Origin of the sequence: Caballeronia sp. LZ001 (assembly GCF_031450875.1) — a bacterium.
Classification (GTDB): Bacteria; Pseudomonadota; Gammaproteobacteria; order Burkholderiales; family Burkholderiaceae; genus Caballeronia.
Window position 1 is genome coordinate 642,679 of record NZ_JARTVX010000003.1, and the last position, 12,174, is coordinate 654,852.

Below are 12,174 nucleotides of genomic sequence, written 5' to 3' on the forward strand. Positions count from 1 at the left end.
TTCGAGCGTGACCATGCATTCGACTTCGCACTTCGAACACGGGCGCCGTTCATCGGACGTCTGTCATGCAAACACGGGGAGCGAGACGTGAGTAATCTGCTGGATGCCTTTCATCTAACGGCGTTGCCCGTCGAGGCCGAAGCCTTCCGCGCGGAAGTGAAGGAGTTCATCGCGGAACATCTGCCGCACGCCGCGGCCGACGTCCGCGCCCGTTCATGGATGGGCTTCGATGCCGCATTCAGCCGTCGGCTCGCCGCGCGCGGCTGGGTAGGGCTCACGCTGCCCACGCGTTACGGTGGCGCGGGAATGGATGCGTTTCGACGGTTCGTGCTGGTGGAAGAATTACTTGCCGTTGGCGCACCGGTGGCCGCGCACTGGATCGCGGACCGGCAAAGCGGTCCATTGATCCTGCGCTACGGAACGCAGGCGCAGAAGGACTTCTACCTGCCGCGCATTTGCGCCGCGTCGGCGTTTTTCTGCATCGGCATGAGCGAACCCAACGCGGGCTCGGATCTCGCCAGCGTGCGAACCCGCGCGGTACGCAGTGAAGGCGGCTGGCGGCTGAACGGCCGCAAGATCTGGACGACCAATGCACAGCACTGTCAGTACATGATCGCGCTCGTGCGTTCGTCGGGAGCGCCGGAGGATCGCCAGAAGGGTTTGTCGCAGTTCATCGTGGATCTCGCGTTGCCGGGCGTGATTGTGCGGCCTATCGTGGACCTCACGGGCGACGCGCACTTCTCCGAAGTGACCTTCGACGATGTCTTCCTCAACGACGAAGCGCTGATCGGCGAGGAAGGCGCAGGCTGGGAACAGGTGACCGCGGAACTCGCGTTCGAACGTAGCGGCCCGGAGCGGCTTTATTCGAGCGTCGTGCTGCTCGATAGCTGGGTCGCCCATTTGCGAAGAGAGAGCGCGAAACCCGCTGACCTTGCTTTGCTTGGCAGCCTCGTCGCGCAACTGGCGACATTGCGTTGCATGTCCATCGCGGTGACGGCGCGGCTCGTGCGCGGCGAGAGCCCCGTGGTCGAGGCCGCCCTGGTGAAGGACATCGGCACCGAGTTCGAGCAGACCATACCCGCGCTGCTGGAAGCCGCGATCACGGCCGATCCGGCACGGTCCATCGCACCCGAGCTGTATCGGACGCTGGCCTATCTCAGTCAGGTTTCCCCTGCATTCTCGTTGCGCGGCGGCACGCGCGAAGTGCTGCGCGGCATGATCGCGCGCGGCCTGGGCTTGCGCTAATTCTCATGCATCAGGAAAGACTCCCATGTTCACGGAAGCAATCGAGGCCATTCTGCGTGATTACGCGACTCCGGACGCCATCAGGGCCATCGAAAACGGTGGCTCGCCCTCGGCCATCTGGGCTGCGCTGGAAGAAGCCGGCTTTCTGGAACTGCTGACGCCGGAAAGCGCAGGCGGTGCCGGGCTTGCGCTGTCCGCGCTCGCGTCTGTCTTCGTCACGCTGGGGCGGTTCGCCACGCCCGCGCCGGTGGCGCAGAGCATCGCGGCGCGGGCGTTGTTGCGCGAGAGCGGCATTGCGGCTCCAGCCGGCATGATCACGCTGGCGGGCCGCTGCCGACGCCTTGACGATGAGCACCAATCGTTGGAGGCGCCCGCCACGCCGTTCGGGACCATCTGTGAATATGTGCTCGCGAATCTCGATGGCGCTCTGCTTCTGCTCGACGCGAACCATGCCGCACGCGAGCCGGGCGGCGTGCGGGGCAGCCTGTGCGCAACCTTGACATGGCGCGGCGACCGCGTTTCCGCGCCGCTCGGTCGAAGCGGCGGGGAAGTGCCTCTGTTCAGCGCGGCCATTCACGCGGCAGCCATCTCCGGTGCGATGGATCGCGTATTCGGCATGACGCTTCGGTACTGCAACGACCGGTCTCAATTCGGCAAGTCCATCGGCAAGTTTCAGGCGGTGCAACATCAGTTGAGTGTGATGGCCCAGCACACGAGCGCGGCGGCAATTGCAGCCGAACTGGCGTTTTCCGGCGCCGGCCCTGTGCCGGCGCGGCTCGCGACGGCGATCGCCAAGGCGCGCACCAGCATGGCGGTGCCGCTGGTGGCGTCCACCGCTCACGCGCTGCACGGGGCTATCGGCGTGACCGCGGAGTACGACCTGCAGCTCTATACGCGCCGACTGCACAAATGGCGCATGGCCGACGGTTCCGAGGCGTACTGGAATTGCGTAGTCGGCGAGGCGGCGCTCGCGCGGATGACCCCCACGATCGCCGACTTCGCACGAACCGCGCCGCTCGAAACGGCCTGAGTGACGGGCCTGAAACAAAACGGCCTGAGACGACGGCTTCTAATAACGACCGGACATTCCATGAACGACTTTCTGAAGTACGAGCAGGACGGTCATATCGTCACGCTGACGATGAACGAGCCCGAGCGCCGCAATCCGCTGACCGGCAACACGGCGGTGGACGAATTCCTCGACGCGATCAGGCGGATCGAGACGGACCGCTCGGTGCGGGCCGTGATCCTGACCGGTGCCGGAACGGCCTTCTCTTCGGGCGGCAACGTCCATGACATGGAGCGGCATGCATCGGGGTCCATGTCAGGCATGGAGATCCGTCAGGAGTACCGGCGAGGCATTCAACAGTTGCCACTCGCGCTCTTCAATTTGGAAGTGCCTGTCATCGCGGCGGTGAATGGCGCGGCAATCGGCGCCGGACTGGATCTCACTTGCATGTGTGATATACGCATTGCGTCGGAACACGCAAAGTTCGCCGAAAGTTTTGTCCGGCTCGGCATCATTCCCGGCGATGGTGGCGCGTGGCTCCTGCCACGCATCATCGGGCTGTCGCGGGCGGCGGAACTGATCTTCACCGGCCGGGTGATCGGCGCCCAGCAGGCGCTCGAATGGAATCTCGTATCGCGCGTCGTTGCGCATGACACGCTGCTTGCGACCGCGCGCGCCCTCGCCGAGGACATCGCGGCCAATCCGCCGCATGCGGTGCGCCTTGCCAAACGGCTGCTGCGCGAAGGCATGCATTGCCGGCTCGACACGCTGCTGGAAATGTCGGCGGCTTATCAGGCGTTGGCTCATCAAACGGACGATCACCGCGAAGCTGTGTCCGCTTTCATCGACAAACGGCAGCCGTCGTTCAACGGATAACGCGCCGGCGGAGGGAAGACAGCATGCAGTTGACTCAGGGCCTTCATCGCTCGCTTCGGCAGAACCCGGACCGGACGGCGGTATCGTTCAAAGGGCGCAGGCGGACCTTTCGTGAGTTCGGCGATCGCGTCGCGCGGCTTGCGTCGGCTCTGGTCGAACTCGGCCTGACGGAGGGCGAGCGGGTCGGCATGCTGGCGCTGAATTCCGATCGCTACCTCGAGTATGCGATGGGCGTTTGGTGGGGCGGCGGCGTGCTCAATCCCGTCAATATTCGCTGGAGCGCCGCGGAGATCGCCTATTCGTTGAACGATTGCGACACGCGCATCCTGATCGTGGATGACCAGCACCTCGAGACCGCGCGCGACGTATGCCGCCTCGTGCGAACCGTTCCAATACTGGTTCACGCAGGCGATGGCGCGGCGCCGGACGGCATGCTGTCGTTCGACGCCCTGATCGCGGCAGCCGCGCCGATGGAGGACATCGGTCGCAGCGGCGCCGACCTCGCTTGCATCATGTACACCGGGGGCACCACCGGCGTTCCGAAAGGGGTGATGCAGACGCATCTGAACATGTGGTCGTCGTGCATCATGCGAATCGCGGAATCGGCGCCGCTCGCCGGGACCGCGGTGCTGCACGCCGCGCCGTTTTTTCATGTCGCGGCTCTGGGGCGTGCGCTCGTGCAGTTCGTTGCGGGCGAGGCGCATGTGATCATTCCCGCCTTCGACGCGCGCGAAGTCTTGAAGGCAATCGATCAAGAGCACGTCAGCGAAACCCTGCTCGTGCCGACGATGATCCAGGCCGTCTTGAATCACCCAGATTTTGCCCAAGCCGATTTGTCGCGCTTGCGGCGTCTCACCTATGGCGCGTCGCCTATTCCCGAGCCGTTGCTGAATCGCGTGATCGAATGCCTGCCGGGTGTCGAACTGGCGCATTCGTACGGCATGACCGAAGCCTGTCCCAGCATCTCCGTCAATCCGCCCGCCAATCACGATGACGCGGCGAGAAGGAGCGGCCTTTATCGCTCCATCGGCCGTGGGCTGCCCGGACTGCTGGTGAAAGTGGTCGATGTGCACGGCCAGGAAGTGCCGCGCGGCACGGTAGGGGAGCTCGTCGTGCGCGGACCGAACGTAATGGCGGGCTACTGGAACAAGCCGGAGGAAACCGCGCGGGCCTTACGTCGCGGCTGGCTGCATACTGGCGACGGCGCGTATATGGACGACCGAGGCTATCTGTACATCGTCGACCGGCTCAAGGACATGATCGTCAGCGGCGGCGAAAACGTGTATTCCGCCGAGGTCGAAAACGTGATCGCACTTCACGGCGCGGTCGCCGCGTGTGCGGTGATAGGCGTGCCGCATGACATGTGGGGCGAAGCGGTCCACGCCGTGATCGTGTGCAAGCCCGGCGAAACGACCAGCGAAGAAGAGATACGCAGGCATTGCCGCGCGTTCATCGCCGGCTATAAATGTCCCAGAACGATCGAGTTTCGGGAGCGGCTGCCCTTGTCGGGCGCGGGCAAGATCCTCAAGCGCGAACTCCGCGCGGCATACTGGGCGGGCAGGGCGCGCGCCGTCAACTAACGAAGTCAGGCAGCGAAGCCTTCCACCCGGCCAGAGGGGTGCCGCTTCTCCTGCATTCTGGCTTACTTCCACTGAATCGAGGCCGTCATCCGGAAGACGGAAGCCGATCTACCGCGGTGCGCCGAACGCACCGTCATGCAAAATCGACAAGGGAGGGACGATGGGTGTTTTGAGCGGTGTACGCGTGCTGGAATTCGAGGCAATCGGTCCGGGGCCGTTCGGCGCCATGTTGCTGGCCGACATGGGCGCGGATGTCTTGCGAGTCGACCGGCCCCGTCCGCACGCCGATCTGGGTCCGAAGACCAACGGCAACCGTGCGGATGTCACGGGGCGCGGTCGTCGTTCGGTCACGCTGGATCTGAAGCAACCCGAAGCGGCCGAAGCCGCGCTGGATCTTATTTCCCGCGCCGATGTGCTGATCGAAGGCTTTCGGCCCGGCACCATGGAACGCCTTGGGCTCGGCCCGCAGGCCGCACTGTCGCGCAACTCGCGACTCGTGTATGGACGCATGACCGGTTGGGGGCAAACGGGTCCGCTCGCCGCGCGCGCGGGGCACGATCTGAACTACATCGCGCTGTCCGGCGTGCTGTCCGGCATCGGCCGCGCCGACGGAGCGCCGGTGCCGCCGCTGAATCTTGTCGGCGACTACGGCGGTGGCGGCATGCTTCTCGCGCTGGGCGTGGTGGCGGCGCTCTTCGACGTTCAGCGTGGCGGCGAAGGTCAGGTAGTCGATGCCGCGATGATCGAAGGCGCGGCGCAACTGGGTTCGATCTTTTGGGGCATGCTCGCTTCGGGCAACTGGCGCGAGGAGCGCGAGAGCAATCTGCTGGATGGCGGCACGCCCTGGTACGACAGCTACCGCACTCGCGATGGTCAATACATGACGGTCGGCGCGGTCGAGTCGCGGTTCTATGCCGAACTCCTCACGAAGCTCGGCCTCGCGGACGCGGAATTGCCGGAGCAGCACGATCGCAGCGGCTGGCCGGTTCTGCGCGAACGCTTTTCGGCGGCCTTTCTCGAACGCACGCGCGATGAATGGTGCGCCGTGTTCGAAGGTAGCGACGCGTGTGTCGCGCCAGTTTTGAGCTTTTCGGAAGCACCGGCTCATCCGCAGCATCAGGCGCGCGGCAGTTTCGTCGAGGTGGCTGGCGTGGTTCAGCCTGCACCCGCACCGCGTTTTTCTCGCACGCCTTCGAAAGTCACGCGCGCCGCGCCGCAACGCGGTGAAGGGGGGCTGCGTGCGTTGCACGATTGGGGGTTCGACGACGCCGCCATCGATCGCATGCGCCTTCACGGGGTCGGCTTTCAGGCAGAGGACTGAGCCCGCCCGAGTCATACGCGGTAGCAAAAAAAACGGTCCGGCTTCGAGCCGGACCGTTGCGCGTTCATGTCACTGCCCGCATCACTGCAGATTGCCGGCTACCGCCACCGTCTGCCCCGTAATGTAGTTCGACTCGGGCGAGCAAAACAGATACACGCCGCCAGCCGCTTCTTCCGGCGTGCCCCCGCGTCCCAGCGGATTGCTCATCGCATGCGCTTTTAGCCGCTCCGCATTCACGCCCACGCGAATATCGCGCCCTTCGATCCTGACCGTCGCGCCGGAATCCGCATCCGCCTTCGTCATGCGCGTGTGAATCAGCCCGAACGCCACGCAGTTCACATTGACGTTGAAGCGCCCCCACTCGCGGCTCAGCGCACGCGTCATGCCGATCACGCCCGCTTTCGCCGACGAATAGTTCATTTGCCCGGCATTGCCGGTGAGCGCCGATACCGACGAAATATTCACGACCTTGCGATATACGTCGCGCCCGGCTTCCTTGTCGGCGGCATGCAACGCCTTCACATGCGGATAGGCGGCGCGCAGAATGCGAAACGGCGCGGTCATGTGACAGTCGATGATCGCGTACCACTGTTCGTCGGTCATCTTCTGGACCACGTCGTCCCACGTATAGCCGGCATTGTTGACGATGATGTCGATGCCCTTGAACGTGTTCATCGCCGTGCCGATGAAGCGGTCGGCGAAGTCGGGCGCGCTTACGTTGCCGACGACCGCGACGGCCTGCGTGCCCATCTTCTTCAAAACCTCGACCGTTTCGTGCGCCGCTGCTCGGCGTCGAGGTCGTTGATCACGAGACGCGCGCCTTCGCTTGCCAGTTTCTCCGCGATCGCGCGGCCAATACCACGTCCGGAACCGGTGACGAGCGCTACCTTGCCGTCGAGCTTACCCATGTCTATCTCCTTGATGAAACGAAACTACAGTGCGATCGACGCGTCGCCCAGGACGCGCGGCTCGCCGTATTGATTGGTGGTCTGGATCTCGACCTTCACGAGACGTTCGCCATTGGCCTCGGATTTGTCGACGACCCGTCCGCTGCACGTGATCCGGTGTCCCAGTTGCGTGATGCCGACGAAGCGCACGCCGAAGTGCCGCAGATTGCGCTGGTCGGTCCACAGCGTCAGCAGGCGGCCGAGCCAGGCCATCGACAACATGCCGTGCGCAAAGACGTCGGGCATGCCGGCACGCCGTGCAAAATCGAGGTCGATGTGCACCGCGTTGTGATCGCCGGATGCGCCTGCGAAAAGCGCCAGCGTCGTGCGGTCGACGGGCGCCAGCGTGAGCGGCGGCAGTGTGTCGCCCACCTCGATGTCATCGAAACTCAATGGTGTCATTCGGGTTTCTCCTCAGCCGTTGCGATGCACGAGCACGCTGCGCAGATCCGCGACATGCTCGCCATGCTGGTTGGTCACGCGCGTTTCGCGCACCACGAAATCGAGCGCGCCGCCTTTCTTGTCGTAGATGTCGGCGATGCGGCACTCGAAGCGCAGCACGTCGCCCGCATAGGCCAGACGGTGATAGGTGAACGACTGCTCGCCGTGCAGGATGCGCGTGACCTGAATGCCGATCTCGTCGCGCCAGCTTTTATCGGGCTGCTCGAGTTCCAGTGAAAACAGGAAGGTGGGCGGCAGTGGCAGGCCGGGGTGGCCGGCATCGCGCGCCGCCGATTCATCGAAATAGATCGGGTTGGTCTCGCCGATCGCCTTCGCGAAAAAGCGCAGTCGTCCCGCTTCGGCCACGGTACGAAAGGCCGGAATCACCAGGCCGATGTGCTTCTTGTCGATCATGTCGGATACTCCATCGGAAGTCGCGGCATCAGGCGGCCTTGTACACGGTCGTGACGCACGCGCCGCCGAGCCCGAGGTTATGCGCCAGCGCGACCTTCGCGCCTTCCACCTGACGTTCGTCGGCCGTGCCGCGCATCTGATGGGTCAGCTCGTAGCACTGGGCAAGGCCGGTCGCGCCGAGCGGATGACCCTTGGACAAGAGCCCGCCCGAGGGATTGACCACCCACTTGCCGCCGTATGTGTTGTCGCCGTCGTTGACGAGTTTTTCCGCATCGCCTTCGGCACACAGACCAAGGCCCTCGTAGGTCAACAACTCGTTCTGCGCGAAGCAGTCGTGCAATTCGATCACGTCGATGTCTTCGGGACCGACGCCTGCCTGCTCGTACGCGAGCTTCGCGCCGGAGCGCGTCATGTCGAAGCCGACCACGCGGATCATGTCGCGGCTGTCATAAGTGCTCGGCTCGTCGGTGGTGAGAGACTGGCCGGCGATCAGCACGTCGGTGCGCAAGCCGTGCCGCCGCGCGAACGCCTCCGACACGACGATCGCCGCAGCCGCCCCGCAAGTCGGCGGACAGGCCATCAGGCGCGTCAGCACGCCTTCCCAGATCATCGGCGAGGCCAGCACGTCTTCCGGCGTCACGACATTGCGGAACACGGCGAGCGGATTGCGCGCCGCATGCTGGCTCGCCTTCGCGCGAATCCTGGCAAAGGTTTCGAGGCGGGTGCCGTACTTCTCCATGTGCGCCCGGCCCGCGCCGCTGAATTGGCGGATGGCAGACGGCAGATCGGTTCGGTCGACCAGTTCGTTGACCAGATCCAGCGCGCGTTCGAGCGCCGGTGCGCGGTCGCTCCACTTCGATGAAAGCGCGCCCGGCTGCATGAATTCGAAGCCGACCGCAAGCGCGCAGTCCACCGCGCCGCTCTGGACGGCCTGACGGGCGAGGAACAACGCCGACGAACCGGTTGCACAGTTGTTGTTGACGTTGATGACCGGAATGCCGGTCATGCCCACGCGGTAGAGCGCTTTCTGACCGCAGGTCGAATCGCCGTAGACGTAACCGGCGTAGGCCTGCTGGACGTCGGCGTAGTCGAGCCCGGCATCGGCCAGTGCCTGGCGAACCGCGCCGGCGCCCATCACGTCGTAGGTGTCGCTGGTGCCGGGTTTCTTGAACGGGATCATGCCGACGCCGGCGACGAAGACGTTACGAGTCATATCACTGCTCCGTGGAAAAGAAGGTTCGACTTACAGCTTGCGGGAGATGAGGTCGCGCATGACCTCGCTCGTGCCGCCATAAATGCGGTTCACGCGCGCATCGGCGAAGGCGCGTGCGACGGGGTACTCGAGCATGTAGCCGTAGCCGCCGTGAAGCTGCACCATCTCGTCGAGCGCCTTGCCAAGAGTCTCGGTGGCGTAGAGCTTGGCGATGGCGGCTTCTTCGGGCGTCAGGCGACGGCGCACGTGCTCGGCCAGATAGTGATCGACCATCAGGCGCACGGCCGTGGCCTGGGCCTTGATGTCGGCAAGCTTGAACTTCGTGTTCTGGAAGTCCCATACGGTCTGATTGAAGGCGCGGCGGTCCTTCACATAGTTCAGCGTATGTTCGAGACAGGCTTCGAGCTTCGCCGCCGCGCCGATGGCGATGGACAAACGCTCCTGCGGCAGTTTACCCATCAGGTAGGCAAAGCCCTGACCTTCCTCGCCGAGACGGTTGGCGACCGGAACGCGCACGTCGTCGAAGAACAACTCGGCGGTGTCCTGCCCGTGCATGCCGACCTTGTCGAGCTTGCGGCCACGGCGAAATCCCGGACGAGTTGCCTCGACTACGATTAGGCTCACGCCCTTCGAACCCGCGCTCGGGTCTGTTTTGCAGATCACGATGATCAGGTCGGCATTCAGACCATTGCTGATGAAGGTCTTGCTGCCGTTGATGACGTACTCGTCGCCATCGCGCACGGCGCTCGTCCGCACGGACTTGAGGTCGCTGCCAGTACCCGGTTCGGTCATTGCGATGGCGAGAATTGCCTCGCCCGAGCAGACTTTGGGGAGCCACTTCTGCTTTTGCTCTTCGCTGCCGATGCGTGCGATATAAGGCGCGATGACGTCCGAGTGAACGCCGAAGCCCAGCCCGCTCAGGCCCGCGCGATTCACTTCTTCGTTAAGCACGGCCGCATGCCCGAAATCGCCGCCGCCGCCGCCGTATTCGGCTGGCAGCGTCAGGCACAGCAGTCCTTCACGGCCCGCCTTCAGCCAGGTTTCGCGATCGACGCGGCCGGTCTTGTCCCATTCGGCCTGTTTCGGAACGCATTCCCGTTCGAGAAAGCGGCGCACGCTGGTGCGCAGCATTTCGTGATCGTCGCGGAAGACGGTTCGAGTAATGTGCATGACTAAGTTCCTGAGAAAAGATCCGCCTGATCCGGGTGTGAGGCTTACCGTGCGCAGGCGATATGCGCGGCCAGGCTCGGCGTGAAAGAGCGGCTCGATCAGATGAGCGCGCCGCGCGCGGGTGACGGCCTGATTGACGTAGCCTTTTTCGGCGATCTCGTTGGCGTCGATGGAAGGCGGTTCCGCCATCAGCATCACGCGTTCGATGGTGCGGCTGGCGCCACCGCCTCGCTGAGTGACGAGGCGTTCGCGCAGCGCGGCCACCACGAGCGGATGCCGGGCGAGCGCTTCCGCGTCCAGTTCGGCAAGCTCGGGGGCGAGCCGTTTGCAGGCGGCCACATTCGGCCATGCAAGCGCGGTGAGATAGTCGTGATCGTGACCGCATATCACCGCGTCCGAAATGAGCGGGGCGCACAGTTCGAGCAGACCGAGACGGACGGCGCCCGTGCGTACCCAGGTGCCGTTGGTGAGCTTGAAGTCTTCGACCACGCGGCCGGCGAAGAGCAGGCCTTCGCCCGCATCTTCCGGATTGGCCAGACGGACGGCATCGCCGAGGCGGAAGAAGCCTTCTGAATCGAACGCGGCCGCGCTCAGTTCCGGATTGTCGAGATAGCCGCCGAAGACATTCGCGCCGCGCATGCGGATCTCGTAGCGTCCGTCGCCGCCGTCGAGCGGCACCAGCTTCACTTCGGAGCCGGGAACCGGGCCGCCGATGTTACCGAGGTCTTTCGACGGCCAGCCACAATAGGTGCCCATGCCGCTCGTTTCCGTGCAGGCGAGACCGGTCGAAAAAGACGATGCGCCGGCCGATGGTATCGACGGCGACGCGCTGGATGCGATTCCACACGTCGGCGGGAAGGCTGGCCCCGCCATAGCCGAAATACTGGACGTCGGCGAACAGGCTCCGCGCGAGCACGGGGTCACGTTCGAGTTCGCCCGCCAGTACGGCCCACGCCGAGGGAACGCTCGTGAACACGGTGGGCGAGACGTCGCGCAGATTGCGAACCGTGCGCTCGATCAGGCCCGGAAGCGGCCGGCCGTCGTCGATATAGTGGGTCGCGCCGAACTGGATCGAACGGCCGAGATTGAGCACGCCGCCCAGACCGTGATGCCAGGGCAGCCAGTCGAGAAAGACCGGTGGCGATTCCAGCAGCCAGCCGAGGTTGTCGGCGTAGTAGGACGCGACTGCCCTGAAGTTGCCGTAGGTGAGCGGCACGCCCTTCGGAACACCGGTCGAGCCCGAGGTGAACAGCACGCGAACGGTGTGGGCGCCGTCGATCGATGCATGCGCTGCCGCGACGGCGGCGCTGCGCGCGTGCGTCAATCCGCTGGCGAGCAAGTCGGCCCAGGTGCGGTGGCCGGGCGCGGCGTTGCGCACGGTGATGATCGATGTGCCCGCGACGCCCGAAGCGGCGAGAGCGGCAAGCGCGCGCGCGAACTGCGCCGCATCTTGCACGAACACCGTGGCGGGCGGAACCATTCGCAGCACGCCTTTGAGACGCGCGAAGTCCCGGCTGACGAGCGAATAAGCAGGCGACACCGGCGCACTCGGAATGCCGACGTATTCGGCCGCGAGCAGCAATACCGCCTGCTCGATCGAATTGCCTGATAGCAGGATCACGGGACGCTGCTGACCCAGTCCCATTTCGAGCAGCGCGGCGGCAACCGTCTGGACTTGTACCCACAGTTCGCGCCAGCTAATGGTGCGCCATGCGCCCGTTGCATCGCGCTCGGCGAATGCCGTGTCATCGCCGCGACGCTCGGCCCACGCGGGAATGAACGCGGCAAAGCTGCGCTCGGCAATGACCGGCGGCGCGCTCGCCGAACTGAGGATAAGCGTGCCGTCGGGACGGTGCTCGATGTGCGGCAGGCGCTCCGGGAAACGCACGGGACGATAAGGCGCTACTGCAGATACGTCATCCATCAGCGTACTCATTTACGCCTGTCTCCTTGGCTTC

Annotated in this window: 9 protein-coding genes and 2 pseudogenes; 5 read left to right on the forward strand and 6 right to left on the reverse strand. The window is 64.6% G+C overall.

Annotation, left to right across the window (positions count from 1 at the left end):
* Positions 1 to 87: 87 nt before the first annotated feature.
* The 5 genes from P9292_RS07390 (at position 88) to P9292_RS07410 (ending at position 6,031) form a co-directional block, all read left to right on the forward strand.
* On the forward strand, positions 88 to 1,245 hold the full coding sequence (locus P9292_RS07390; RefSeq protein WP_309847944.1) for an acyl-CoA dehydrogenase family protein: 1,158 nt from the start codon (positions 88 to 90) through the stop codon (positions 1,243 to 1,245).
* 25 nt (positions 1,246 to 1,270) lie between these two features.
* Positions 1,271 to 2,275 (forward strand): acyl-CoA dehydrogenase family protein, encoded by a 1,005-nt coding sequence (locus P9292_RS07395; RefSeq protein ID WP_309958451.1) that lies wholly within the window; start codon positions 1,271 to 1,273, stop codon positions 2,273 to 2,275.
* 60 nt (positions 2,276 to 2,335) lie between these two features.
* Positions 2,336 to 3,130, forward strand: a complete 795-nt coding sequence (locus P9292_RS07400) for a crotonase/enoyl-CoA hydratase family protein (protein ID WP_309958750.1) — start codon at positions 2,336 to 2,338, stop codon at positions 3,128 to 3,130.
* Positions 3,131 to 3,153: 23 nt separating this feature from the next.
* Positions 3,154 to 4,710, forward strand: coding sequence for a long-chain-fatty-acid--CoA ligase (locus tag P9292_RS07405; RefSeq protein WP_309958452.1), 1,557 nt, complete (start codon positions 3,154 to 3,156; stop codon positions 4,708 to 4,710).
* 160 nt (positions 4,711 to 4,870) lie between these two features.
* Positions 4,871 to 6,031, forward strand: coding sequence for a CaiB/BaiF CoA-transferase family protein (locus P9292_RS07410; protein WP_309958453.1), 1,161 nt, complete (start codon positions 4,871 to 4,873; stop codon positions 6,029 to 6,031).
* Between the two features lie 81 nt (positions 6,032 to 6,112).
* Here the strand turns inward: P9292_RS07410 and P9292_RS07415 are convergent.
* The 6 genes and pseudogenes from P9292_RS07415 to P9292_RS07440 form a co-directional block, all read right to left on the reverse strand.
* Positions 6,113 to 6,939: pseudogene (locus P9292_RS07415) on the reverse strand (SDR family NAD(P)-dependent oxidoreductase).
* 24 nt (positions 6,940 to 6,963) lie between these two features.
* Positions 6,964 to 7,380, reverse strand: coding sequence for a MaoC family dehydratase (locus tag P9292_RS07420; protein WP_244830293.1), 417 nt, complete (start codon positions 7,378 to 7,380; stop codon positions 6,964 to 6,966).
* 12 nt (positions 7,381 to 7,392) lie between these two features.
* The gene (locus P9292_RS07425) at positions 7,393 to 7,833 is read right to left on the reverse strand and encodes a MaoC family dehydratase N-terminal domain-containing protein (RefSeq protein WP_309847927.1); all 441 of its coding nucleotides are present in this window, start codon (positions 7,831 to 7,833) and stop codon (positions 7,393 to 7,395) included.
* Positions 7,834 to 7,861: 28 nt separating this feature from the next.
* Positions 7,862 to 9,046, reverse strand: coding sequence for a lipid-transfer protein (locus tag P9292_RS07430; RefSeq protein WP_309847925.1), 1,185 nt, complete (start codon positions 9,044 to 9,046; stop codon positions 7,862 to 7,864).
* A 30-nt stretch (positions 9,047 to 9,076) separates the two neighbouring features.
* Entirely contained in the window at positions 9,077 to 10,216 is a 1,140-nt protein-coding gene (locus P9292_RS07435) for an acyl-CoA dehydrogenase family protein (protein ID WP_309958454.1), read from the reverse strand.
* A gap of 44 nt (positions 10,217 to 10,260) precedes the next feature.
* Positions 10,261 to 12,152 (reverse strand): annotated as a pseudogene (locus tag P9292_RS07440) (feruloyl-CoA synthase).
* Between the last annotated feature and the right edge of the window lie 22 nt (positions 12,153 to 12,174).

Coding starts and splice junctions, on each gene's coding strand:
- P9292_RS07395 (WP_309958451.1), top strand. CDS start 1,271: ATGTTCACGGAAGCAATCGAGGCCATTCTGCGTGATTACGCGACTCCG.
- P9292_RS07400 (WP_309958750.1), top strand. CDS start 2,336: ATGAACGACTTTCTGAAGTACGAGCAGGACGGTCATATCGTCACGCTG.
- P9292_RS07405 (WP_309958452.1), top strand. CDS start 3,154: ATGCAGTTGACTCAGGGCCTTCATCGCTCGCTTCGGCAGAACCCGGAC.
- P9292_RS07410 (WP_309958453.1), top strand. CDS start 4,871: ATGGGTGTTTTGAGCGGTGTACGCGTGCTGGAATTCGAGGCAATCGGT.
- P9292_RS07420 (WP_244830293.1), bottom strand. CDS start 7,380: ATGACACCATTGAGTTTCGATGACATCGAGGTGGGCGACACACTGCCG.
- P9292_RS07425 (WP_309847927.1), bottom strand. CDS start 7,833: ATGATCGACAAGAAGCACATCGGCCTGGTGATTCCGGCCTTTCGTACC.
- P9292_RS07430 (WP_309847925.1), bottom strand. CDS start 9,046: ATGACTCGTAACGTCTTCGTCGCCGGCGTCGGCATGATCCCGTTCAAG.
- P9292_RS07435 (WP_309958454.1), bottom strand. CDS start 10,216: ATGCACATTACTCGAACCGTCTTCCGCGACGATCACGAAATGCTGCGC.